The sequence below is a fragment of the Yaniella sp. genome, assembly GCF_030453185.1.
GTDB lineage: Bacteria > Actinomycetota > Actinomycetes > Actinomycetales > Micrococcaceae > Yaniella.
Genome location: NZ_JAKDKW010000031.1, coordinates 1 through 26,004, shown reverse-complemented (window position 1 = coordinate 26,004; position 26,004 = coordinate 1). Strand labels below are relative to the sequence as shown.

17 protein-coding genes, 3 pseudogenes and 2 riboswitches are annotated in these 26,004 nt (G+C 56.8%); of the genes and pseudogenes, 14 read left to right on the top strand and 6 right to left on the bottom strand.

The features are described 5' to 3' along the window. On the top strand, positions 1-1,788 hold a 1,788-nt coding region (gene purL / locus L0H14_RS06395; protein ID WP_301421524.1), incomplete at its 5' end, for a phosphoribosylformylglycinamidine synthase subunit PurL. Positions 1,789-2,006: 218 nt separating this feature from the next. Further along, a complete protein-coding gene (locus L0H14_RS06390) occupies positions 2,007-4,640 on the top strand; it encodes an HAD-IC family P-type ATPase (protein ID WP_301418158.1) in 2,634 nt (877 codons plus the stop codon). 88 nt (positions 4,641-4,728) lie between these two features. On the opposite strand, the pseudogene L0H14_RS06385 reads toward L0H14_RS06390, so the two are convergent. The 3 genes and pseudogenes from L0H14_RS06385 to L0H14_RS06375 all read right to left on the bottom strand — a co-directional run. Then, positions 4,729-5,628, bottom strand: a pseudogene (locus L0H14_RS06385) (solute carrier family 23 protein); the annotation flags it as partial. After that, a complete protein-coding gene (locus tag L0H14_RS06380; RefSeq protein ID WP_301418160.1) occupies positions 5,568-6,017 on the bottom strand; it encodes a 2-oxo-4-hydroxy-4-carboxy-5-ureidoimidazoline decarboxylase in 450 nt (149 codons plus the stop codon). The gene L0H14_RS06380 and the pseudogene L0H14_RS06385, both read right to left, overlap by 61 nt. Before the next feature lie 983 nt (positions 6,018-7,000). After that, positions 7,001-7,207 carry a hypothetical protein gene (locus L0H14_RS06375; protein ID WP_301418163.1) on the bottom strand — a complete coding sequence of 69 codons (207 nt, stop codon included), beginning with the start codon at positions 7,205-7,207 and terminating at the stop codon, positions 7,001-7,003. A 215-nt stretch (positions 7,208-7,422) separates the two neighbouring features. Here L0H14_RS06375 and L0H14_RS06370 point away from each other — a divergent pair, with 215 nt between their 5' ends. Both L0H14_RS06370 and L0H14_RS06365 read left to right on the top strand, forming a co-directional pair. Next, positions 7,423-8,964, top strand: a complete 1,542-nt coding sequence (locus tag L0H14_RS06370) for a hypothetical protein (RefSeq protein ID WP_301418165.1) — start codon at positions 7,423-7,425, stop codon at positions 8,962-8,964. A 54-nt stretch (positions 8,965-9,018) separates the two neighbouring features. Next, positions 9,019-10,035: an MsnO8 family LLM class oxidoreductase gene (locus L0H14_RS06365; protein WP_301418167.1), complete on the top strand. Its 1,017-nt coding sequence runs from the start codon at positions 9,019-9,021 to the stop codon at positions 10,033-10,035. A gap of 16 nt (positions 10,036-10,051) precedes the next feature. Here the strand turns inward: L0H14_RS06365 and L0H14_RS06360 are convergent, their stop codons facing one another. Together L0H14_RS06360 and L0H14_RS06355 are read right to left on the bottom strand one after the other, a co-directional pair. Then, the gene (locus L0H14_RS06360) at positions 10,052-10,549 is read right to left on the bottom strand and encodes a MarR family winged helix-turn-helix transcriptional regulator (protein WP_301418169.1); all 498 of its coding nucleotides are present in this window, start codon (positions 10,547-10,549) and stop codon (positions 10,052-10,054) included. 136 nt (positions 10,550-10,685) lie between these two features. After that, positions 10,686-12,092, bottom strand: coding sequence for an LLM class flavin-dependent oxidoreductase (locus L0H14_RS06355; protein WP_301418188.1), 1,407 nt, complete (start codon positions 12,090-12,092; stop codon positions 10,686-10,688). Then, positions 12,086-12,173: riboswitch (SAM riboswitch) on the bottom strand. It overlaps the preceding gene by 7 nt. A 120-nt stretch (positions 12,174-12,293) precedes the next feature. Here L0H14_RS06355 and L0H14_RS06350 point away from each other — a divergent pair. From L0H14_RS06350 to L0H14_RS06305, 10 genes and pseudogenes are all read left to right on the top strand, one after another. Then, positions 12,294-13,748 (top strand): APC family permease, encoded by a 1,455-nt coding sequence (locus tag L0H14_RS06350; RefSeq protein WP_301418171.1) that lies wholly within the window; start codon positions 12,294-12,296, stop codon positions 13,746-13,748. Between the two features lie 206 nt (positions 13,749-13,954). Beyond that, positions 13,955-14,938 carry an aliphatic sulfonate ABC transporter substrate-binding protein gene (locus L0H14_RS06345; RefSeq protein WP_301418173.1) on the top strand — a complete coding sequence of 328 codons (984 nt, stop codon included), beginning with the start codon at positions 13,955-13,957 and terminating at the stop codon, positions 14,936-14,938. Between the two features lie 83 nt (positions 14,939-15,021). Further along, positions 15,022-15,195, top strand: a pseudogene (locus tag L0H14_RS06340) (ABC transporter permease); the annotation flags it as partial. 43 nt (positions 15,196-15,238) lie between these two features. Continuing rightward, complete coding sequence (locus L0H14_RS06335) at positions 15,239-16,252, top strand: MsnO8 family LLM class oxidoreductase (RefSeq protein ID WP_301418174.1); 1,014 nt, start codon at positions 15,239-15,241, stop codon at positions 16,250-16,252. 53 nt (positions 16,253-16,305) lie between these two features. After that, on the top strand, positions 16,306-17,562 hold the full coding sequence (locus L0H14_RS06330) for a hypothetical protein (protein ID WP_301421523.1): 1,257 nt from the start codon (positions 16,306-16,308) through the stop codon (positions 17,560-17,562). 65 nt (positions 17,563-17,627) lie between these two features. Next, positions 17,628-17,715: riboswitch (SAM riboswitch) on the top strand. A 16-nt stretch (positions 17,716-17,731) separates the two neighbouring features. Next, positions 17,732-19,846 (top strand): acetate--CoA ligase, encoded by a 2,115-nt coding sequence (gene acs, locus L0H14_RS06325; RefSeq protein WP_301418178.1) that lies wholly within the window; start codon positions 17,732-17,734, stop codon positions 19,844-19,846. A gap of 148 nt (positions 19,847-19,994) precedes the next feature. Next, positions 19,995-21,263: an MFS transporter gene (locus L0H14_RS06320; protein WP_301421522.1), complete on the top strand. Its 1,269-nt coding sequence runs from the start codon at positions 19,995-19,997 to the stop codon at positions 21,261-21,263. A 237-nt stretch (positions 21,264-21,500) separates the two neighbouring features. After that, positions 21,501-22,916: an aldehyde dehydrogenase family protein gene (locus L0H14_RS06315; protein WP_301421521.1), complete on the top strand. Its 1,416-nt coding sequence runs from the start codon at positions 21,501-21,503 to the stop codon at positions 22,914-22,916. A 177-nt stretch (positions 22,917-23,093) separates the two neighbouring features. After that, a complete protein-coding gene (locus tag L0H14_RS06310; protein ID WP_301421520.1) occupies positions 23,094-24,731 on the top strand; it encodes an amidohydrolase in 1,638 nt (545 codons plus the stop codon). A gap of 90 nt (positions 24,732-24,821) precedes the next feature. Then, positions 24,822-25,784: a helix-turn-helix domain-containing protein gene (locus tag L0H14_RS06305; RefSeq protein ID WP_301421519.1), complete on the top strand. Its 963-nt coding sequence runs from the start codon at positions 24,822-24,824 to the stop codon at positions 25,782-25,784. Here L0H14_RS06305 and L0H14_RS06300 read toward each other — a convergent pair. Further along, positions 25,781-26,004, bottom strand: a pseudogene (locus L0H14_RS06300) (hypothetical protein); the annotation flags it as partial. The gene L0H14_RS06305 and the pseudogene L0H14_RS06300 sit on opposite strands and share 4 nt — an antisense overlap.

The following is a 26,004-nucleotide window of genomic DNA, read 5'->3' as shown; positions in this document are numbered from 1 at the left end:
AATATCTTGGGCGTACCCAATATTGCCGGGGAGACCGATTTTGACCCGGTGTTCCAGGGCAATCCGCTAGTCAATGCCGGTGCCGTGGGCGTACTTCGTCACGAAGACCTGCGCCTGGCGCAGGCTTCGGGTGCAGGCAACAAGATTGTGCTTTTCGGGGCTCGGACCGGTGGGGATGGCATCGGTGGCGCTGCGATGAGCTCGGCCTCCTTCGACGATGAAGGTGCTGCCAATACTCCCGTGGTGCAGGCCGGTGATCCGCTCCAAGAAAACGTGATTATCGAGGCGACCCTCGAGCTGTTCTCCAAATCGCTGGTCGAGGGTATTCAGGATCTGGGTGCCGCCGGTATTGCGTGTGCCACCAGTGAGCTGGCGGCCGGCGGTGACGGGGGGATGCACATTGAGCTGACCAACGTACTGTTGCGCGATGAGGGGTTGTCGGCAGGAGACATTCTGATGGCCGAATCCCAAGAACGCATGATGGCTGTCGTAACTCCGGACAACACCGAAGCGTTCGAACAGATTATGCACAACTACGGTGTCGAGTACTCGTGGCTGGGCGAGGTCAACGACTCGGGCCGGTTGACCATCGACTGGAACGGCGAGCGCATCGTCGACGTCGATCCGGTGACGGTGGCTGATGATAGCCCGGTGTATGAGCGTCCTTATGCTCGCCCGGCATCGCAAGATGCTCTGCAGGCCGATACGTTCCGGGCCTCGGCTGCAGCAGCGATTCTGCCCAGTACCGGTGACGAGCTGAAAGCCGCCGTCGTTGAACTGATGGGTTCGGCGAATATGGCTGACCGTTCCTGGATTACATCTCAGACCGATACCTCGGTGGGTGGCAATACCCGCCAGGGCGCCCCAAATGATTCCGGGGTTATCCGCGTGGATGAAGAAACCGGGATGGGCATCGGGTTGGCCATCGACTGCAACTCGCGTTATGCCTACCTGGACCCATACAACGGATCCCAGCTGGCCGTGGCCGAGTCTTACCGCAACGTAGCGACTTCAGGTGCCACACCCCTGGGCATTTCGGACGGTCTGAACTTTGGTTCGCCCGAAAACCCTGATGTGATGTGGCAGTTCGCTGAATCGACTCGCGGTATTGCTGATGCCTGCCAGGAGTTAGACATCCCGGTGACCGGCGGCAACGTTTCCCTGTACAACCAGACGGTGGACACTCCAATTCATCCGACACCAATGATCGTGACGCTGGGCCGCTATGACGACGTGGCGACCGCGGTACCGTCCTGGTTACACCCGGCGTTCAACGGCTCGGCCCTATACTTACTGGGTGAAACGTTCGATGAACTCGACGGCTCACAGTTCGCGCATCTGCGGGGACATCTGGGCGGCGTCCCCCCAAAGGTAGACCTGGCTCAGGAAACACGCTTGGCCGGACTGCTCTCCAACGCCTCTCGCACCCACATGCTGGATGCGGCACACGATCTGTCCGAAGGCGGACTGGCCGGTGCGCTAGCCGATATGGTGCTGCAGGCGGGTGTTGGAGTGCGTATCAACCTGGAGTATGTGACAGAACGCGATAATGTTGATGCGTTTACCGCCCTGTTCTCCGAATCGCAGGCACGTGCCATCGTGGCCGTGCCCCTGTCCGAAGAGGTGCGGTTCCGCGGTATCGCAGAATCGCGCCGTTACCCAGCGTTGCGGATCGGCGTCGTGGATGCCGATTCTGGGGCGCTTGAGATCCAAGACCTCTTCAGCGCTAGCATTGCCGAGCTGCGCGAAGGGTGGGCGTCGGCCCTGCCGAAGCGTTTCGGCAACTAATACTGGGTGAGTACTGCGGCTGGATGGGAAACCACGCCGGCCGCAGTACTGTTTAACCCCGACTCGTATCTTCCGGGCTCGCCGCTGCCATTGGCATGACTGCGCCATGGTGAGGGTTTTCACGAAAGCAAAAATCCACCTGTGCGCTGAGTTAGGTTAACGTCAATCTCGATAGGATACTGGGAGAGGTACAGCTGAAGGTCAAATTGAGGTAGTAAGTGACCGAATCGACACCGGTGGGCAACAGCGCATCAGATACGGCCAGAGACACCACCACGGTGGATGTCTCTGAGAACTATCGCCAGAGTCTTTTGAGTGCCCGCGGGGTCGCCGAGCCGGGCATGCTCGACGACGCCGACCTGCTGCACCACGGCCTCACCGATCACCAGGTTCAGACCCGCACCACATCGGGACTAGTCAATGTGCAGCCCGAAGATTCGTCACGCTCATTGGCTACTATCCTGCGGACGCACCTGTTGACCTTATTCAACCTCGTAATTTTCCTGTGTGCCGTCGGCATTATCCTGATGGGCCGCTGGTTGGATCTCCTGTTCGCGATTGCCGGTGTGTCCAACGTAGTGATCGGCGTTGTACAAGAATATTCCGCCAAGCTCAAACTTGATCGCATCGCACTGCTGCACCAAGACGGCATCATGGTTCGTCGCAACGGCGCGAACATCGAAATCAATATCGAAGAAGCAGTGCTTGACGACGTCGTCTACTTACGGGCTGGCGATCAGGTGCCAGCAGACGGGCTCATCTTGGCCTCTGAAAGTCTCGACATTGATGAGTCGCTGATTACCGGCGAAGCCGATCCGGTTTATAGGCACATCGGCTCCACGGTGCTGTCCGGTACCTCGGTGGTCACCGGTAACGGCTATTTTCGGATCACCGGCGTCGGTCATGACTCGCACGCCGCCCGGCTGACAAGAAGGGCTCGTAAATTCACCAAGGCTCATTCAGAATTGCGCAGTGGATTGGATAAGGTCGCCAGCTGGATCACTATAGCCCTGGTTCCGCTGATCGCGGTCGTGGCCTGGGGACAGATCAAAGCGCTGGGCGGTTGGCAGCAGGTCGTTGACGACGGCAGCTTCAACACCGCGCTGATTGCCACGATCGCGGGCATTACCACCATGATCCCCCAGGGCTTGGCGCTGATGACCACCATTTCGTTTGCGGTGGCGGCGCTGACGCTGGGGAGTAAAAAGGTGCTGATCCAGGAGCAGCCGGCCGTCGAGATTCTTGCCCGCGTGGATACCGTGTGCCTGGATAAGACCGGGACGCTGACCGAAGGGGTCATGCAATTCTCGAGTGCCAAAGCGTTGGCGGCAACCGACCACGGGTGGAAGCTGGTGCTCGGACACATCGGGGCCGACCCCAATGCCAACACCACGGCGGTCGCCCTGCGTGAGCCGTTCCCCCAGAGCCCGCCACTGCCACAGACCGATGCTATTGCATTTGCCTCCGAACGACGTTGGTCCGCATTTGCCTTCGGCAACATCCAGGACACTCAGGCATCGGCCGGTGCCTGGGTGCTGGGCGCGCCAGAAGCACTCATTGATGCCCTCAGCGTGGACACGGACGCAAGAGCTGAACTGCATGAGTCAGCAAAACGGCTCTCGTCCTCTGGTAAACGCACCATGTTGTTGGCACATTCGACTACGCCGTCGCGGTCGGCTTCAACCACCCACCCATGGTTTGGTGAACATGCTGTGCTCCCCGGTGACCTCTACCCGGCCGCTGTGGTCACTTTCGAAGAAAAAGTTCGCGACGATGCCCGCGAGACGCTCGAGTATTTTCAGCAACAAGGCGTCGAACTGAAGGTTATTTCTGGGGACTCCCCACACACTGTGGCGGCGGTGGCCCGTCAGATCGGTTGGGAGCATCCGGACTCCGGCTATGACGCTTGCAACCTACCGGACAATATCGAAGACATGGCAGCGGTCATGCAAGAGCACTCGGTCTTCGGTCGTGTCTCGCCCGACCAAAAAGAGCAAATGGTCAAAGCCCTACAGCACCGCGAGCGCGTGGTGGCTATGACCGGTGATGGGGTCAATGACGCTCTGGCGGTCAAAACGGCTGACTTGGGTATTGCCATGGGCGATGCTGCTGCAGCAACCAAAGCAGTCTCCCGCTTGGTCCTGCTGGACTCCAAGTTCTCCCGTCTCCCAAGTGTCCTGGCCGAGGGCCGCAAGGTCATTGCCAATATGGAACGCTTGGCCCATCTGTTTCTGGCCAAGACCGCGTATGCGTTTCTGTTTGTCTTACTGTTCTCGCTGTTGGCGTGGCAGTACCCTGCGCTCCCCCGCCAGATGTCGACAGCAGATTTCTTGTTCATCGGGTTGGCCTCATTTATTCTCGCCCTGATGCCAAATCCGCGGCGCTATGTGGCGGGTTTCTTATCGCGAGCATTGAAATTCGCTCTACCAACCGGCGTCATGCTCGTCGCAGCACTGTGGGGCATCAACTGGTATGCGCGCGTCTGGGCCGGCGATTTCAGCGGCGTCTTACCGTACGCTTCTGAGGATCCAGGCGCTCCACTCGTCATGGAGCAGCTCCAGACGGCGACCTTTATTACCCTGACCCTGGCCGGCCTCTGGTTGCTCAACGTCATTTCACGTCCCTTGAACTGGCAGAAAATCGGCATGCTCATCGCACTGCACATCATATTTATTCTGGTGTTAGTTGTCCCGCTATCACAGTGGTACCACCACTTCATCTTGCCGCCGACGCCCATTATTATCGCGGCAGTAGGCATTGCGGCGCTTGGAGCGCTGGGTATTGAGGTTATTCACCGCATTCACGATGCCCGGATGGGCTTAGCACCGGATGATCCACGCCCGAAGGGTTAAGCGCACAAACTACAACCCGGTTCCTATGTTCTAGGAAACCGAGATTCAGTATCAGCGAGCTCAAGGAAGCTCGTGCGGGGCTAACGATCTATTTTCGAGAGGGGTTTCCCTTCGAGTCGTGAGGTTGAGTTGATGGTGGTTGGTCCTCACGGACGACTTGGGCGAGTTCTTGAGTGGTGGTCACTTCTCCGTGATCAATTTTTTCTTGTATTTCTTTAAGCTTTTCATCGGGCACAACGGGGACTTCTTCGCCATCACAGTCCACAAGTTTGCCATCCACAAAAACGTCCCCGTCCTCGAGATCTTCCAGTTGTGCCTTGGTGAGAAACCGTATCGGTTTCGTTGCAAAGACCGAGGGGTGAGGTGAGTTTCCAGTTTTGAGCTCGTTGAACACTATATTCAGGATGACGGCCACGATAGCCGCCGAGGAAATTCCGGATTCGAAGATGGTCTCGATCCAAGATGGGAAATTATGGTAGAACTCTGGTTGAACCACAGGGATCATGCCGAACGCCAGTGACGAGGCAACAATAATCAAATTCATATTGCCTTCGTATTTCACGGTCGAAAGGTTCCGAATACCCGAGGCCGCTACGGTTCCGAATAAGACGATGCCTGCTCCGCCAAGTACTGGCATCGGGATGGCCGCTACGACTTCGCCCAACCATGGGACAAGGCCAAGCGCAACCATGATTACCCCGCCAGCAGTTACTACCCAACGTGATTTCACCCCGGACAAAGCAACAAGACCAACGTTTTGCGCGAAGGCAGATTGAGTAAACGAACCGAAGACCGGGGCTACGGCCGAAGATAGCATATCTGCACGCAGGCCATCCGCAATTCGTCGTGAATCAACCGGTGTCCCGATGATCTCCCCAACAGCGATGATGTCGGCAGTGGTTTCAGTCTTAATGACTAAAACAACGATCACCATAGAAATAATAGCGGCGATATCAAACGTTGGCAGACCGAACTCAAACGGCATCGGGGCAGTTCACTCAGTATTTCCTGCGAGCTACGACCAGCCGCACGGATTAGAAATACTTGGTCGAACTGTTGCTCGTATTCCGCGTTACCTTCGGTCAACTGAGCCTGTACGGCATCATCAATCCCTAGCCCGGCTTGCTCGTCTCGGGATAACGTAGCTTCTGTAGTCGAGCCTTCAGCCCGTTCACCGATTCGCGGATGGTGCGCCAGCGCTCGATCTACTTCTGTAGTTGTGATCTGACCGCCGGACTGTTCCGCTCGGTCAAGGAGATCTTCGACACTGTCGTATGGGCGGCCATTTACAACTTCACCCACCCAGCGCTGGACGTCGAGGCATGGCCTGACGACCCTCTCAGCCTCTGCAGGAGATAGGGCATTAAACGACTGCACATCCACTCGACGTAACCTCCACTATGCGAAATTTGCATTCCATGTCGCGTAATATGGTGAACTGCCTCACGGGAAAAAAGTCAAGACCCAGAACCTGGATATCGCATGCATGGGCCCGCTCCAGAGCAGCCGAAAACGGCGGCGCCTCAGGGGGCATAGGCAGAAATGTGTGCCCAGGGCGATGAACTTGCTGGAGCGCTGGCGAATATTTGGCTGCACCAAGGTTTTAGGCTGAGCATTTCCACGGCGCTCATAGGCGTCGCACACCATTTCCCGCCAGGTTTCCTAGCGTCGATATCAGCCCGAAACACTAGCTGCCCTGGACTACTGGTGAGCCCTTTCATGAGAGCCAACTTGATGGGATCCACCTGCACACGGATCCCTGTTGTCCGATCGCCCATGCCGCCGGGCATGTGGTGAATTTTCAATGGTGCACCGCCGAAAACGCCACCGTCTGGCAAGTCTTGTGTGCCCGGACTCCTGCCCCGAAAGTCGTGGTCATCGATGATGGATCCGACTTACCCAAAGTCCTGCGCAACAGCTAGCCCGAGACGAAAGTTCAGCATTGCTCAGCCTAAGCCTAACCCCACGTCCGACGCTATCTGCCCGCCGGCCTCGCACAATGGCTCGCTGCGCCTAGTCTGCGGCAGTGAAGCATGAGGCATGAGCAAGGCCCGGGGTCAGAATCCCCCGGGCCCTGGTACCGCAACCACAGAACCTCAGCGATACCGCAGGAATAGAATTTCCTGCCTCTTATAACCACACAGGAACAACACATCTGCGTCTTCGGTAGGTCCGCAAGTCTTCACGACGTTCGGTGGTCTACCAGATGGTTTCCATCGTAGATACCATTATGCGTGTGATCAGCGTCACAGTCAAGGTTATTGCGGAAGTATTTTTCACTCCACTACCAGCTCTCGAAAACCTTTTGTGTCTCCCCTGGTCAACGTGACCACAACCCACTGAGTCACAACCTGAAAATGCTACTTGGCCGCCACTTCTTTGACGCTGGTGACCATGAGTTCTGTGATGATCGTGTCAGCCCATCGTGCGGCTTCTTCGGTGGCCAGCGTGCGCCCACCAGCATCATGCCGCCCAATCTCACCAATACGGCGAGCGCGTAAGGCCTGCAGGGACTGATCTAGTATGTCGGCGCCGCGCAGTTGCCTGAAAGATCTGTTTTCCGACACGGTCAGTGCGCTGTTACGTCTAACGCTTGTCCCGGTCGCACTACGAGCGCCCTGCTACTTTCAAGCAAGACGGGATCATTTGCGGCCCGTTGCCGACCTGAAAGCTCAGTGGCGGCCTAGCATTAAGTGCGTAAGAAACACCACCTTCAAGGCGGTGATTTACCTTCGGAGGTTCTGACCGTATCCTTAGAGTTGATAATTCTCGAGGAGGTATCGTGCCCCAATTGGTGTATTCGACCCGGTTAGCACAACTTTGTGCTGCTACCGGCGTGGAAACCGTGTTTATTCCAGAACAACTCTGGGATACATCGTTGACCGAGGCATTTGATAATGCAGAAGGCAATATTGCCACCGCTGACGGCATCGCTGAGATTGCTTTCAACATCGTACGCACAGGTATCGCCGACGGAGCTGTCATGGCAGCTGCTGGCTATCGCCATGCGGGTGGACCGCCAGCGGCCGTGATCCTCGATGCTTCCGTCGACTTCCTCACTTCGCTGGACAAGATCGGCCAGGCGGTTCGCGACAAACTGTCAATGGTGATCATTCTGGTCCAACCCGATGAGACGTTCAATGGCGTGAATGCCAATTGGGCAGGACTCATTACCGGAGTTGGTGCCGCCGCTGTTCCAGCCGGCGAGGCAGAGAACATTTCGCAGGCCATGGTAGATGTCATTGATGGGCTGAATAAGCAGTTGCCCTCAGTGCTCCTGGTTGATCCGGAAAACTTGAACACCGAGATCACTGGTGAAGCAGAGCCTGCATTCGATGCCCCCCGTACCGGTGCTGTCCCGCAAACCTCCCAGGTAGTCCGTGCTGCAAAATCGTTGTCGCAAGCACGCTGGCCGTTGATCATTGCTGGTCGTGGTGCCCGCCACGCAAAATCAGCCATGGTATCGCTCGCCGATACAACTGGCGCCCTGTTGGCAACTTCAGCCGGTGCGCATGGCTTATTTGAAGAACAACAATTCAACATTGGTATCTTGGGCAAAATTTCCACGCCAACCACCGCTGAATTGGCGCGTGGCGCCGACGTCATCGTTGTCTTCGGGTGTGCTCTGGACGATTGGACCACCCGCAACGGAAAACTCATCAACCCAAACGCCGTGATTATCCAGGTGGATACATCGCCCTGGGCGGTAGGTCGCTTCAGTCCAGTGTCTCAATCACTCATTGCCGATGCTGAAGCGGTTGCGACTTCTCTTGAGGTGGAGACCAGTAAGCTCATTAATGGCACAAAGCTCGGCTACCGCACCGAGCAGACCGTCGAACAGCTGGAATCGAAGTACTGGAACTCCCGGCCGATTCCGGAGCATCAGCTTCGCGAAGATACGGTGGATGCACGAGCATTCCTGGACCGCCTGGAGCACGTTCTGCCGGAACAACGCACAGTTATTGTGGACCATTCCGCACAAGCAGGTTATGCGACCAGCTACCTTCGCGTCTTGGACCACCAGGGGTATATGTTCTTCCCCAATGGTGCAGTTGTTGCAGGCATGGGCGCGTCCATTGCTCGAGACGACCGGATGATCGTGGTTGTCACACACCAGTCGGGGCTGATGGATTCGCTCTCGGATTTCCGTGCCTCCGTTGATTACTTGGAACGTGGTGCACTGGTGGTGTTCCAGCAGGAGGCACCGGTGGTGGAGTTGGCTCGCTACTATGGTCTGCCGGTACACGAAATCACCAGCCTTGATCAGTTGAACGAGGATATGTTCTCTTCTGGTGTCGTTGTACTGGCGGTGCAACAGCATTAACTCTGTTCGCGTATTTCGTTGCACACGATAGTTGAAGGTGATGGGCTGTAAACCATGAGCGCAGTTCCATTGTCCATTCTCGATCGCGCCAACACTCGAGTACAACACGGCCAGGTCGTAGGCGCACCGCAAATATTTGCTGAGGTCACTTCCCGTGCCCAGCACGCTGAGCAGCTGGGTTACCATCGTTTTTGGGTGGCACAGCATCATTCGGTCCCTGGCATCGCAGGTTCTGCCCCAACCCTGCTGCTCCCCCATCTTGCCGAGGCGACCTCACATATTCGTTTGGGCACCGGTGGGATCATGGTGCCCAGTCACCAACCTTTGATTGTCGCTGAACAGCTTGGCACGCTCCAAGCCCTCTATCCGAACCGTTTGGACGCGGGACTCGGTGCCTCTGTCGGGTTCACCAAACCGGTCCGTGCAGCGCTGCGACAGACAGCAAATGCCAAAGACCACTTTGCCGAAGACGTCGACGAAATCATTGCTTATTTGAACGCCACCGGTGAGATCACCGCGTACCCGCAGGACCGCTCACAGACGCCGATTTTTATTCTCACGGGCGGCGGCTCAGCACAGTTTGCCGCCACGCGCGGCGCTGGCCTCGTACTCGGAGGTCCTGCAGTTTCACGGGGAATCAAGACCTCGCAGGATGCCAACCAGACGGCCGTGGACTACCGTGAGGCGTTCGCCGAGTCGACATCCCGCGGCCAACAGCCACATGTCATAGCCTCCATCAACGTGGCGGTGGCAGATTCTTATGAGGCGGCAGAACAGTTAGTCCTCTCAGAAGCTTGGGCCCTGACGCGTTCACGCAGCATCGGGGTATTCCAGCCGCTCGAAGACCCCGCCGCGATCCGTGCCGAACAACCTTCTGCACAGCAACAGCAGCGCATCGACCGCGCCCTGGCATCAACGATTTATGGGACACCACAAGATGTAGTGCACCAGCTCGAACGGGTGCTGCAGTACACCTTGGCCGATGAAATCATGGTGACCGGTAATATTTGGGATCCGGCCGCCCAACAGACGTCTGACCGCCTCCTTATGGCAGCTTGGGAACAGCGCTAGTCCCACCAACTAACACTCAGTGACCCTTCGGTGGCCCGGTCACTTCACCATGAGGCGAGACCGCTTCAGCAACACGTGCGGCGCCTTCTCCGAGCGCACGGACCTGTTCATCACTGAGCTGATCAAAGATTGCTTGCTGTACAGCCTCCACATGACCAGGTGCCATTTCCGTGACTTTGTCCCAGCCGGCATCGGTGAGCTGACCGAGCGTGTAACGGCCGTCCTCGGGGTCAGTCACGCGCTCCACCCAACCAGCTTTCATCATGCGCGAGATTACTCGAGACAAATGCGAAAGTGTCATATTGGTGATCTCTGCGAGCTCACTCAAGCGGATGGCCCGGTCGGGGGCTTCAGAGATTTGTGACAGCGCATAATATTCCGAAAGGCTCAGACCGTGGTCTTCTCGAAGTTGGGCTTCAAGTTTCACAGGAAGCCAGGTCATCAGTGACCAAATAGCCCGCCAGGTGAAGTCTTCGTCTTTAGATAACCAACGGGTTTCAGATGAATTGCTCATATCAGCAGACTACATTCCATGACGCGGTAAGCCGCCAATCTCTCGCTGTCCCGTGCTATCAGGGGACAAAAAGACCGCCCCGTTCATGCCTGACGTGACAGCGGCGGGCCGGTCTTTTTGAAGCTTGCGAAGGAGCTTAGTGGGCGACTGGTGCACCCTGTTTGTAGCTGGCCCCAACATGGTTCTCTGGCAGATGATCGCCTTTACCAAAAAGTTTATGGCGCAGCGTACCGTCGGTGTACTGGGTCTTGTAGCGGCCGCGGGACTGCAGTTCTGGAACGACGTATTCCACGATATCTTCAAAGGTTCCCGGGGTGATGTGGTAGGCCAGGTTAAAGCCATCCAGATCGGTTTCATCCTGAATACGAATGAGCTCTTCGGCAACGGTTGCTCCGGAACCAATCAGTATCGGACCAAAACCACCGACTCCAACCCACTCGGCAAGTTTTCGCACGGTCCATTCTTCGCCGTCGCCCGAGGCTTTCCGGAACGTTTCAGCAGCGGACTGGATAGCGTTGGATTCAATGTGGCCGATTGGAGCGTCGAGATCATATTTGGCGAAGTCTGTGCCCATCCAACCGGACATCAGCGACAGGGCACCTTCCACATCGGCGTACTGTGCGAGGTCGCGATATTTTTCTTGGGCTTCCTCGTCGGTGGCACCGGTAATAATAGTCTGCATGCCAAAGATTCGGATGTCGTACGGATCGCGTCCAGCTTTGACCAGTTCTTCACGAGTCTTCGCAACGGACTGGGCTTGAAGCGCGATCGTTGGCGAATTGATGAAGGTAGCTTCGGCGTGTTTCGCCCCAAAGCCTCGGCCACGAGATGAGGCCCCGGCCTGATACAGGACCGGGGTGCGCTGTGCCGATGGTTCGGTGACGGCTGCACCCGGTACTTTGAAGAATTCGCCTTCGTGTCCAATGTTGTGCACCTTGGTGTGGTCGGTGAACACACCGGTTTCACGGTCATATTGGACGGCGTCGTCTTCCCACGATCCCTCAAGCAGCTTGTAAATAACTTCGAGGTATTCGTCGGCGTGATCGTATCGACGATCGTGTTCCATTTGGTCGTCATTGCCCATGTTGCGCGCTGCCGACGGCAGGTAACCGGTCACAATGTTCCAACCGAAGCGTCCACCGGTCAGGTGGTCCAGCGTGGCCAGTCGACGGGCGAACGGAAATGGATGCTCATAGGCGGTGCCTGCGGTGACACCGAATCCGAGATGTTCGGTGACGGCTGCCATGGCCGAAACGACCAGGAATGGATCGTTGACTGGCACCTGGGCGCCCGAGGTCAGTGCGGCGTTGGCGTTATCACCGTAGACGTCGTAGGGGCCGAGCACATCGGCGATGAATAGACCATCGAACAGGCCGCGTTCTAAAATTTGTGCCAGTTCGGTCCAGTACGAAAGTTTGTTGTAGTCCCGTGAGTGATCCTCCGGGTGCCGCCACAGACCAGGTGACTGGTGTCCGGCACAATTCATGTCGAACGCATTGAAGAGGATTTGACGATTAGATGACACGATGAGTTCTCCTTCCATCGGTTCTGGCGGTAGCACCTGCACACTGTGTGGTTGCTGCGGCATCAACGAGCCAGATCTCTCAGCCGCTCTGGATGGGGTTTCAACTACACATTGAAACACAATTGTCAGCGACATTGCCAGTTTGGATGTCGAAGCATTACGTTCGACGATGTTGACAGGGACGTATGCTAAGTGAGCCCCATCATCGAAAGGTAAACAATGTCCTCACAGGATTCGAGTCAGCAACCGGTCAAATTGGCCAAGACGCTGACGAATATTGACGCGCTCGCCCTCGGGTTCGGCGCGATGATCGGCTTCGGTTGGGTTGTCCTTACCGGTGGCTGGCTGGAAAGCGCGGGCACCATGGGTGCTGTGGCGGCCATCGTCGTCGGCGGTGCAATCATGGCCGCCGTCGGTCTCGTCTACTCCGAACTCACCTCGGCAATGCCGCTAGCCGGTGGCGTTCACCAATATGTACTGCGCGGGCTGGGACCACGCTTTGCGTTCATTGGTTCATGGGCCCTGGCTGGTGGATATGTCACTATCGTGGCGTTCGAAGCCGTCGCGTTCCCACGTACGGTGGCCTATATTTTCCCCGAAATCAATGCGATCCCAATATGGGAAGTGGCCGGGCACACCGTGCACTTGACCTGGGCGCTGATCGGGGTGATCGGCGGCATCGTGATCACCTGGCTGAACGTCCGCGGCGTCAAACAAGCATCGATCGCACAGAACTTCACCGTGATCTTCCTGCTGGTGGTCGGTGTCCTGATGATTTTTGGGTCTGTGACGCGTGGCGAAGCCGCCAACATGGAACCGCTGTTTACCCCAGGTACCGCAGGCTTCTTCACCGTGTTGATCGCTATCCCGTTTCTCTTCATCGGATTCGACGTCATCCCGCAGTCCGCTGAAGAAGTCAACGTGCCAGCACGTAAAATTGGGCGTCTGGTAATCATCTCGGTTGCCATGGCCACGGCCTGGTACATCATGGTTGTACTAACGACGTCGTCGGCGATGGGCATTGATGAACTGGCTCAAACCGATATTGCGGTAGCCGATGCTTTCGGCGCACTTTTCAATTCCCAAATTATGGCGAATATTCTCATTGCCGGAGGGATCGCAGGCATTTTGACGTCGTGGAACTCGCTATTGCTGGGCGCTTCGCGTCTGGTGTACTCGATGGCACGCACCGGCATGCTGCCGGCCTGGTTCGGCACGCTGCACCCCAAATACCGGACCCCTGCCAATGCCCTGTACTTCATCGGTGGGTTATCACTGATCGCACCCTTCTTCGGCGAGAACATGCTGACCTGGCTCGTCGACTCAGGCGCACCGTCGATCATCATCGCTTACTTCATGGTGTCGGTGATCTTCATTGTGCTGCGTCGTCGTGACCCAGGCATGTCCCGACCACTGCGGATTGGTGGACGAGGTCGCGGTGGTGAGCTCATCGGCTGGACTGCACTGGTACTGACGGGAGCCCTGTTCAGCGTCTACCTGCCCGGCATGCCGTCGGCTCTCGGCTGGCAACCGTGGCTGATCTTTGCGATCTGGTGGGGCATCGGCGCGCTGTTCTTCTTCCGTGTGCCAACCGGCATCACCCCGGGACCCAACGCCGGTGACGAGGTGCTAGCCACCGTCGAACAACGACGACGAGAAAAAGCCCGCGGCTAAGCGGATCAAAGACTGATGGAGCGGGCGTGGGCAGTGGCTCACGCCCGCTCCTGGTATGGGTAGAATATTTTTCGTAACGAACTTCCATTTGATTCCGCCTGTGCATAAACTTGAGATTCGTAACCATCCGGAGTCATGCCTCGCTGCGAGAACAGCTACTGACCGGTCTTGGGGTACAACCACTTGTAAATTCGGAGTTATAGCCCATGTCCTTTTCACGGAAAAGCCTGACCGCTGCAGTGCTGGCCGGGACGCTTGCCCTCACCGCCTGCTCGGGTAAAGACACACCCGAAATAGATGAGACAGAGTCTCTGAACATCGATTACGCGACGTACAACCCGCTGTCGTTGATCGTCAAAGATCAGGGCTGGTTGGAAGAAGAGCTCGATGGTGAAGTCAACTGGGTGTACTCAGCCGGTTCAAATCGCGCCAACGAGCACCTGCGCATCGAAGCAATTGACGTAGGCTCAACGGCAGGCTCGGCCGCGCTGCTTGCTCGCTCATCAGGCACTGAAATCCAGACCATCAGTGTGCTTGGCGAAGCCGAATGGGCCGCATTGGTGGTCCCCAAACATTCCGACGTTGAATCCGTAGCGGATCTCGAAGGCCGTACCGTTGCCGCCACACACGGGACCGACCCATACTTCTTCTTGGCCCAGGCTCTCGAAGAAGCGGGCCTTACTATGGAAGATATCAAGGTCGAAAACGTCCAGCATAACGACGGCTACACGGCGTTAGAAAATGACTCGGTCGATGCCTGGTCAGGGCTGGACCCGGTTATGGCAGAGGCCGAGAACGACACCGAGTTCCTCTACCGCAACACAGATTTCAACACCTATTCGGTCCTCAATGCCACCGAATCGTTCCTGGAAGAATCCCCAGACGTCGCACAAGTCGTAGTCGACACCTATGAGCGTGCACGTCAGTGGGCTCAGGAACATCCCGAAGAAGCGGCGCAACTGCTCGCAGACGAAGCTGAGATTGACCTCGAAGCCGCCAAGACAGTGATTGAAGAGCGTTCTGGTTTCGACATCAGCCCGGTCCCGGGGGAAGCACAAGCCGAAGTGCTGTCCAACCTCTCGCCAACCTTCGTTTCATCTGGCGTTGTTGACGACCAGCAGAGCGTTGACGAAGCACTCGATACACTTTTCGCCCCCGAGTTTGCCGAAGATGCTGAGAGCTCGGAGTAATCATGACCACGATTGAACAAACCGAGACCGCGACCCGGCACAACCCAAACCTCAACGAATCACCCGAAGCGCTACCTCCGACATCCGCGGAACTCATCGCATCCTCTATGGGGCTTGGATTCTTGCTCACCGACTCCCAAAATAACGGCCGCACCGACCGGCTGATCTTAGCGATCATCCTGCTGGCCATCCTGGGCAAAATTACCGACACCCTGCTGGGCCTGGCCGAGAAACGTGCCATCGCCCGCTGGACCTAAATCTTCCACACCAACCGCAGGGATTTGGGAAGGAAGATTATCCATGAGCATCAGGCTGAGCGTTCTTGACTACGCATCGATCGACGACGGATCCGATGCAGAAACCGCTGTCGCAGCAATGGACCGACTGGCACTACGCGCCGAAGAACTCGGGTACGAACACTTCTGGTTGCCCGAGCACCACGGTTTTGATTTCAGCGCGTCGACTGCACCAGAGATGCTGATAGCACGACTGGCGTCGATCACCACTGAACTTCAGATTGGCTCGGGCGGAATTATGCTGCCCAACTACTCGGCCTATAAGGTAGCCGAGTCATTTCTGACGATGGCAACCTTTGCGCCCGGTCGGATCAACCTGGGTGTTGGAAGCGTTACCGGTGCGGGTCGAGCCGAGGCCATCGCCCTGAACGATGAGAAGGAGCGCCAGTTCCCGTTCGAACGCAAAGTTGCGGATCTACTGGGTTTCCTGGGTGCCCAACATGCCGAAGGCAGCACGTATGAGGGTATGCAGGCACACCCGCGGGCCAAGCAACTTCCCACACCGTGGGTGTTGAGTTCAAGTGGCAACACCGCCGGACTAGCTGCTCAACACGGTACGGGTTTCACATTCGCGCATTTCATCAACCCGGGGACCAAAGGACCAAAAGCGGCTGAACTGTACCGCCAGCAATTCACACCGTCGATATTTGGTGACACACCAGAAGTGATGGTCGCGGTCTTTGTTGCCGTCGCAGACGATCAGGAGCACGCTGAACTGCTAGCCAAAGCCTTCCACCTGTGGTTGCTCGACACCCAAACCCGAAACCCCGGCGCCCGTCTGCGCTCCCTGGACGAGGTGGCTGATATCGAATTCACCGATGCACAGCAGGCCGCGATCGCCAAGAATGCTGACCGCATTCTTGTGGGTACTGGACACAGTGTCTTGGCACAGCTTGAACAGTTGGCGCGGAATTACGGCACCGATCATATGATGGTCAATCCGTATGTCCCCGGCGCGCGGAACCGGCAACGTGCGCTGGAACTTCTGGCTGAGGCGCGCGATGGTCGAGCTAGCTAAAACATCACATCGCCGTTTTTATCGTGTCCCACCCGTCGGCGTAAGATCGAGCCATGACAATTTCAGGCACCCAGATCGCAACGCAACGCAGCACCTCGGTTGAAGAGTTGGTTCCGCTGCTCAATGACGCACGGCCTGTGCTCGGTGTGATGAACTTTAATATCATCGACCAGCTAATCGAACAGCTGCGCGAGGCCTATCCAGCAGAGTGGATTATGCATGCGGTTGCGGTGAACTCAATGGGGTTGCCCGGTGTCCTGGAACATTTTCGGGCCCGGGGTTTCGGTGCTGTTACAGCATCTGCCAGTGAACTCGATATTGCTAAGCACTCCGGATTCATGGCCCACGAACTCGTCCACGGCGCCGCGGTAAATACGTGGTCAATTTTGCGCCAGCTGATGGAAACGGGTCTGAGCTTGAGCGTCGATAATTTTGCGGAACTGAACCGCATCGACGAACTTGTCGAGCAGACAGAGCACGTCCAACCCTATCTCGGGCTGTGCGTCACCTCGCAGGCACCTATCGATGACGAAAACCCGGCCCACACGCATCGGGGTATTGGGCTGCGGGACCATCACCAAGACATTCTGCAGGCGTACCTTGATCGTCCGTGGCTCGACCAGGTCCATCTCAATTTTGCGACCCCACCGGCCACGCTGCAGGACGCCGCCGAACATGTCGTAGCCATCTACCAGCTTGCCGAAGATCTCGAACACGCTGCCGGATCCCAACGAATTCAGCGCATTCAAATGACCGGGGGCCTGCCGGTGAACTTTGCCTCCGACGACGTCGCACCATCAATTTCCAACCACCGCTTTGCCCTGCAGACCACGGTGCCCGAACTCTTCGACGGCAAATACACCATCGTCACCGAGTTCACCGACGCGCTCACCGCTAAAGCCGGCATGATCCTGGCCCGGGTTGAATATGTGAAGGACATTGAAAACAAGCTGATCGCCGTTATTCACGTCGAGATACCCTTGCCACGAGACCAAGGATTGCGCTTTGAAGCCTACGATGACCTCGGCGAGCGGAAAGACACCTCGGAGCTCTTCTACTACGACGTCGCGGGTCCCACAGGCATGATCGGCCACCGCATCCAGCTACCTGAGATCGAAGAAGGCGATATCCTCGCGATCCTCGATGTGGGCGCCACCGCGTTCGGACCTGCGAGCACATTTTCAGCGCCGGTGTATGGGATCCGTGCCGATGGGCTCCTGACCGAAACGTCGGTACTGCGACACGGTCACACGGTGGACGACGTCGTGCATGCTGCTGGTGTGTACCAACCTGCCAAACTCCTGCACTAACCCGTCGATCCATTTATGACCGCAGAATTTTTGTTCCATGCGGTTATTGCCTAAGGTTATGCCTGTACCCATCCAGAGCGGCTAAGAGATCTGGCTCATTGATGCCGCAGCAACCACACAGTGTGCAGGTGCTACCGCCAGAACCGATGGAAAGGTTTTTTGATTCTCCATGTCTCAATCCCTAATCGACACCACAGATAGCACCGTCATCTACCGTGCCGGTCTCACCGATGAACTGTTCGACGAGCACTACGAACCGCTATCCAACGGACTGCCCGGTCCCCTACCACAGGCCATTGTTGATGCCGCCGACCCGGATGTGAACCCCGGCCGCGCACCGCAACAAGCTCACCACCGCGCCGACGCAACCGGCCAGCACGTCGATGAAGCCAAACGTCTGGCCTATTGGGAATCAGCAGGCAATCGTCTGCAGTGGGACCAACCATTTGAGACCATCCATTCCTGGACAAAACCGGACCCAGACTCCACCGCAGGCCCCGTGGCACGCTGGTACGACGGCGGCCAACTCAACGTTGCGGCCAACTGTCTAGACCGCCACGTTGCAGCCGGTCACGCCACTAAAGTTGCCCTATATTTTGAAGGCGAACCAGGCGACCGACGCGCCGTCACCTACGCGGACCTCTTAGCAGAGGTTTCCCAGACCGCTCATGCGCTGACCGAACTCGGCATCAAAGCTGGCGACCGCGTCGTCGTCTATCTGCCGGTCATTGTCGAAACCGTAGTGATCGCCCTGGCCTGCGCCCGAATCGGTGCCGTCCACTCGTTGGTTTTCGGTGGCTTCTCCGCCGATGCCCTCAAATTCCGGGTCGAAGATACCGGCGCTAAACTGCTGGTCACCTCTGATGGCCAGTTCCGCCGGGGCAAAGCCGTACCCGTCAAAACAGCCGCCGATGAGGCCGTTGCCGGAGACAACAACATCGAACACGTGCTCGTGGTCAACCGCACCGGCCACACCGATATTCCATGGACCGAAGGCCGCGATGTGTGGTGGAACGATATCGTTTCCAAGCAACCCACCGAACACACCCCCCAGGCCTTCGAATCCGAGCACCCGCTGTTCATCATGTATACCTCCGGCACCACCGGGCAGCCCAAAGGCTTGGTTCACACATCCGCGGGCTATCTGGCACACGCCTCCATCACTTATGACTACTTGTTCTCGAATCCGGATGTCACCAAGCGGGACGATGACGTGCACTGGTGCACCGCAGATCTGGCCTGGGTTACAGCCCACACCTACGAGATTTATGGCCCACTATCCAACGGTGCCACGCAGATTATCTATGAAGGTGTGCCCAACGCGCCGCACACCTCTCGGCATTTCGAAATCATCGACCGTTACGGTGTCACCAGTTACTACACCGCGCCCACACTGCTGCGATCTCTCATGGGCTGGCATGAAAACGGTCCGCCCGCCGAATACGATCTGTCCTCCATCCGACTGATTGGAACCGTGGGCGAGGCCGTTAACCCAGAAGCCTGGCATTGGGCGCGCACCCACATCGGTCGCGATACCCCCGCGGGTGTACCAATGGTTGATACCTGGTGGCAGTCTGAAACTGGTTCAACCATCATCTCCCCGCGCCAAACGGATACCACGTTCAAACCCGGCTCCGGTTCACGCCCACTACCCGGTGTGAACGTTGCAGTCGTCGACGAAGCCGGCAACCCCTCGGCATCGAACGAACAGGGCGTCATCGTCGTTACTCGCCCCGGGCCGGGTGCCGCACGCACTGTTTGGGGCAATCCCGAGCGGTTTTACACCTCCTATTGGCAGGACTATCACTGGGCCGAGGCCGGTCGGGGCTGGTTCTTAGCTGGTGACGGCGCCAAAACCGATGAGGACGACGACATCTGGATTCTCGGTCGTATTGATGATGTCATCAATATTTCTGGCCACCGGTTATCCACCATCGAAATCGAATCTGCACTGGTCTCGCATCCCAACGTGATCGAGGCCGGTGTGACGCCGGTCCCCCACCCTAAAACTGGTCACTGCGCCATTGCCTTCGTGGTGACTCGCGGAGAGTTTCATGATGATGCTGCCCGAGCCGAACTCACGCAGTTGGTGGCGAAGCAGATCGGGCCGGTGGCAAAGCCCAATGACGTGGTCTTTGTTCCGGATGTGCCAAAAACTCGGTCGGGCAAAATCATGCGACGCCTCCTGACCCAGCTGTACACAGGTGACACGCTGGGCGATACCACCTCGTTGCAAAATGAGCCGGCCGTGGCAAAAATCGCCGACGTTTTAGCGAACCGTTAGAGACCAGCCAGCAACCGGAACGTCTCGTCTGTACCGGCATCAACATTCACCAGCTCTGTGACACGGGCCTACCCCTCTTCATTTTAGGGTCGGTATAGAATATGTAGGTTAGCCCTATAACAATGAGATTCCTTGAGAAGCAGGTGCCATGACTGATCGGTCCCGCAGCGCCGGGCCATTAGCCAATGCGTTCCAGATTTATGCACCCTCACTGATTTATGCAATCGGTTTGGGTGCGATCATGCCGGCCATTGCCGCTGCTTCAACGCGATTCGGAGCATCACTCGCTGTCGCAGCCAGTACCGTCACACTGATTGGTATCGGCTCATTACTCGCCAATGCCCCAGCGGCACAACTGGCGTCCCGTGCGGGCGAACGCACCACCATGATTATCGCCGCTTCGGTAGGCACCCTGGGTGTGACACTCGCCTGGGCCATGGTTGCCGGCTGGTTTCCCATGGCCGAACCTACCGACTTTGGTGGGTACGTGGTCGGCATTGTGCTCATCGGAATGGCCGCTGCCGGTTTCAACTTGGCACGGCAATCCTATTTGGCTGTCGCTGTACCCATAACGCACCGGGCCCGAGCCATGTCCATGCTAGGTGGCATGCAACGAGTTGGTGCCTTCTTCGGTCCTTTCCTGGGCGCAGCAGTGCAATCCTTCATGGGGATTCAGGGCGCTTTTGCTGTTGGCGCGGTCTGCATGGGTGCAGCAGTCATTGTCACGTTGTTTATTGACGAGCTCGACGATCCTGGTGCCTCTCGACAATCCGCCACGACGGGGCCGATTGCTACCTTGAGCAACCCCACCATGCGGTCCCTGGCCAAAGAACATTGGCGTGTTCTGTTGTCCTCGGGCCTGGGGGTTTTGTGTCTGGCCGCACTGCGGGCCTCACGCACCGCCGTCATCCCCCTGTGGGCCGAATACTTGGGGTTGAGTCCAGCGCAAGCCTCACTCATCTACGGGGTCTCCGGTGCGATAGACATGTTGATGTTTTATCCTGCGGGGTCGATCATGGACCGCAAGGGCCGCAGGGTGGTTGCTGTTTCTTGTCTGACCGGACTTGCCATTGGTTGCGCTGTTATCCCGTTCACCACCTCGGGTGCATGGCTGATGATCGGAGCATTTTTGATTGGGCTGGGCAATGGTTTCGGCGCCGGAATCGTGATGACCCTGGGTGCCGACTATTCCCCAACCGTAGGCCGACCCAAATTCTTGGCCCTCTGGAGGTTGCTCTCCGATACGGGAATGCTCAGCGGCCCACTGCTTATTTCTGCGGTCACCGCTGTCTCCACACTGGCCGCCGGGATCTGGGCGATCGCCGCCTTGGCTCTGGTGGGTGCCGGAATTTTCACCAAAACCCTGCCTCCCGGGCCCGGAACTGTCACGCGCCAGTCCTCGACACCGAGCAAATGATCCATTGGATGCATCTACTTCTTGTTATTCACCTCGGTAGCCTCATGGGATTGACACACTAAAATTGGTAAAGCCTGCTGACAAGGTGTGGCCCCACTTTGGAGGAAAGCTAATGTGCGCAAAAGTCCAAGAGATCTGCGCCGAAACCATAGATGACACACGCCATGCTTTGACAACATAGACTCAAGAAGCGACCTCGAGTTCGGACTCGGATTCGAATACTACACGGAGGGATTCATGTCTTTAGACCTCACAACCTACGAAAATCTACTCGCCGCGATTATCGTTGAGGACGGTATCGCCGTCCACGACCCAGCCACCCACGAGCTCATCGGGAACACCGCAGACTCCTCCACCGACGACGTCGATGCAGCAGTTGCCCGTGCCAAAGAAGCACAAAAGTCCTGGGGCGCCTTGACCCATGCGGAACGTTCCGGCTACCTGCACAAAGCCGCCGACGCCGTCAAGGAATCAGCTGAGGCGCTGGCTGAAATCCTCGCCCGCGAGGTTGGTAAACCACTCAACGGTCCAAACGCTCGCTTTGAAGCCGGGGCCTGTGAAGCCTGGCTGCGTGCCAACGCCGATTTTGAAGTCGAAGACGAAGTTCTCGTCGACGACGAATCCGGCCATGCTGTGCTCTCCTATGTTCCAATCGGTGTGGTCGGTGCAATCGGCCCGTGGAACTGGCCAATGATGATTTCCGTCTGGCAGCTTGCTCCATCCTTGCGGATGGGCAACACCGTCGTCATGAAGCCATCGGAGCACACACCTCTCTCCGTCCAAGCCCTGGTGCGCGTGATCAACCAGGTACTCCCCGCAGACGTTCTGCAAGTTTTGCCCGGAGATGGCGAAATCGGTCAGGCTGTTTCAGGCCACAAAGATATCGACAAGATCATGTTCACCGGTTCTACCAAAACTGGTCAGGCCATCATGCGCAGCGCTGCTAGCGACATGAAGCGTGTGACCCTTGAACTAGGTGGCAACGACGCCGGTATTGTTCTGGACGACATCAACGTCGAAGAAATGGCCCAGGAGCTGTTCTGGGGTGCCTTCATTAATACCGGCCAAACCTGTGCTGCGTTGAAACGCCTCTACGTGCCGGCCACCATCTATGACGACGTGGTCAACGCACTGGCCAAAATTGCTGCGGAAACCCCAATGGGCCAGGGCATGTCCGAAGAAAACGTGCTTGGACCGCTCCAGAACAAAGCCCAGCAGTCCATCGTTGCAGGTCTTGTCGAAGATGCGCGCACAGCCGGTGCGACCATTGCGACCGGTGGGAACCCGGAGAAGGATCAGCCAGGCTATTTCTACCCGGCCACGATCGTCTCCGACGTGGCACAGGACAACCCGTTGGTGCAGAATGAACAGTTTGGTCCAGCGTTGCCAATCATTAAATATGACTCGCTCGACCAGGCAATCGAATGGGCTAACGAACTCGAAGTTGGCTTGGGTTCTTCCGTATGGTCCGCAGATGAAGCCAAGGCTCGTGAAGTTGCAAACCAGCTCATCGCCGGGACCACCTGGATTAACAAGCACGGTGCCGTAGATCCTCGTATCCCCTTCGGTGGCGTGAAGAAATCCGGTATGGGCCTGGAATTCGGTGTTGAAGGCCTCAAGCAAGTCGCACTGCCGAAGGTCACCGCACTCTAAGCCACAACGGCCTTTAGTGGAGCTGTAGTTCGGCTAAATGACAAGTGTTCTGAGGTGCCCGTTCTCATCGTGAGCGGGCACCTCACGCATTTGTCCCATCCTCAGCATTTGGACCAATACAGCCGGCCGCCACATCTTCGCAGCTCTTTAGCACTCGATATTTCAAGAGGACACGCCATGCAGAACACCGTTATATATGTCGGCACTATTTGGACTGGAGTATCGGACGACTCCTGGATAGAAGCCTTTGCTGTGCAAAACGGACAGATCCTTTCGACCGGCACCCTCGAGGAGGTCAAGAATCACACCGCAGCCCACTATGAACTTGTGGAAGTCAGCGACGGAATCGTCCTTCCGGGACTCATCGATGGACATCTACATCTCAGCCTCGGCGGCACCCAGCTAGCCCACGAACTGCCACTTGATCCTGCAGACAATGCTGATGCAATCGTTGCCAAAGTCGCCAACTGGGTCCAGGAACTCGCGACAGGTGAGTGGGTTATCGGAGGAATCATCGGCAGCGGTACGCTTCCAGAACTCAATAATGTCGAGTTCCTGGCGAAACTTGATGCTGCCGAGCAAGGCCACCCCGTGCTCTTGCGCGACGATACGATGCATAATCGGCAAGTGAACTCTGCTGCATTGCATGCCATGGGTATCACAGATGGAACCCCAGACCCCGAAGGCGGCACGTATGTGCGAGACAGCCAGGGTCGACTGACTGGAGCCCTGTGGGAGTTAGCCGGTGCTGTAGCGGAGGGGGTCGCCGCACAATCTCATGCTGATCCAAAACAACGCCAAGCAATCGCCTTGCAAACTGCATTGGATCGGCTTGGGTCACTGGGTATCACGACGGTGCAAGATGCAGCCACGATGCTCCCACACTTCGAAGGACTCACAGCACTCGAAGAGGCTGACAAGTTACATATGCGAGTAATCGCGTCGATGCCAATACGCCCCTTCATTGAACCAGGAACGGTCGGTGAGGAACTCTTCGCAACGAGCAAGAACTACACCAGTGAACTCATTCGGCCACAGTTCGCGAAGTTCGTCCTCGATGGCGTCCCCACAACGCTTACCACCGCGTTGCTTACGCCGTATAAGTGCGTTCATGGTAACCCTGACCCTAACTTCCGTGGCGAACTCTACTGGGCCTTCGACGACCTCGTCGACTCACTGCGTCGATGCGCAGAACTCGGGCTCGGAGCAAAAATCCATGCAACGGGTGATGCATCGGTGCGGCAGGCTCTTGATGCTGCCGAAATCGTACGTCAAGATACCAACGGTGGACCTGCCATGCAGATTGCCCACATGTCATTTATTTCGCGTGCAGACCTAGCTCGTTTCGCTGCTCTCGATGTCGCAGCTGATGCATGCCCATTCATGTGGTTCCCCAGCGCGCTGACCGACGGGATTGGTGAATTCGTGTCGGAAGAAACCATGGCAGATATCTGGCCGTTCAAAGACCTCCTAGAGACTGGCGCGACCTTGGCTGGTGGCTCGGACTGGCCAGTCGGTCTCCCCGTGCTCAATCCCTGGTTAGGCATCGAAGGGATGGTGACTAGAAAAGGCGCTGCTGAAGATGGAGATGATCGTACCGTCAACGTTGATCAGGCGATCACACTCCCCCAGGCTCTCGCAGCGTTTACCCGCGAGTCAGCCCAGGCACTTGGCATCGCCCATGAGACCGGAACCATCGAACCCGGTAAATCGGCAGATTTCATTGCAATCGACAGAAATATCTTCGCAACACCCATTGAAGAAGTGCACAAAACCCAGGTGGTTTCTCGCTGGTTGGGTGGCGTCAAAAACTAAGCAGCAGTATTTTTCATGTTTTTTGTGGCGTTGATGACTAGCATGGTGTGTTAGGCAGGCCCCGATGCGAGAACGAAGAGGATGTGGACCATGACTGACTACCACGATATCGCGGTCGATATAGGCTCCGGCCCGGTGCGAGATCAGGATTTCTGGGCGTGGTCGCAGTCGGCGCAAGCTTTCTTTCCAAATATCCAACTGACAACGCCAGACCGTTATGCGTTTCGCGCGGGACAAAATTTCATAGCGCTCGGTGACGTCCAGCTCTTCGACATGTCCACCAGCCCGCATACGGTACAGCAGCACGAAGTTGTCACGGGGTCAGCGGAACAGTCTCTGTGCAAATTATCCCTACAATTATCAGGCGTCACACATCTGACCCAAGACGGTCGGTATTGCGCTTTAGAACCTGGCGATCTGGCGTTGTATGTGGCTCACCGTCCATACACCTTGCATTACATAGACGATCAACGCAGTTTGATCATTCAGTTCCCGCAAGAACTCTTGCACCTGGTGCACCAACAGGTTGCCCAGGTCACTGCTCTACCAGTCAACGCTCATACCGGTCTTGGTCGCGTAGCCGTACCACTTTTTGAGCAGCTTGCCATAAATTTCAGCATTCTCCAGGGCCCTCATGCTATACGGTTGGTGCGTTCTGCCTTGGAAATGTTGGTCACCGTCCTGTTGGAAGCTTCCCGAGACAATGAAGACAATCAAGACAACCCGTTATTCAGTCAGGCTGTTGCGTTTATTGATGATCATCTGCATGATCCGCAACTGGGTCCACAGAATATCGCCGACTATTTTTATGTCTCGCTTCGCCAACTCCACGGCAAATTCTCCGAGGAAAACCAAACTATCAGCGCGTATATTCGCAACGAACGAATGCGTAGGATCCGCAACGATCTGGCGGATCCCACGCATCGCGACGAAACAGTACAAACAATCAGTTCCAGGTATGGCCTCACCGATGCTTCACATGTTTCCAAACTGTTCAAGCAGACTTACGGGGAGACCCCATCGGGGTACCGAAGCTCCATTTTTGGTGGCTAGACCGATGTTCCCTCGTCAACATCATCTCGAGCGATCGCGAGTTCTTCGTCGTCAGTGAGCTGATCTTGGTCGCGCATTTGCTCGAAGTCCGCTGGGCGACGGCTTTGGATAATTTGCCCCCAGATGAGTCCAATAATCCCACCGGCGAGGATAATGCCCGGCATGATGTAGATCAGTGCTGAGCCTTCCTCTGCCTCGATCATGAGGCCGAAATTCGCCA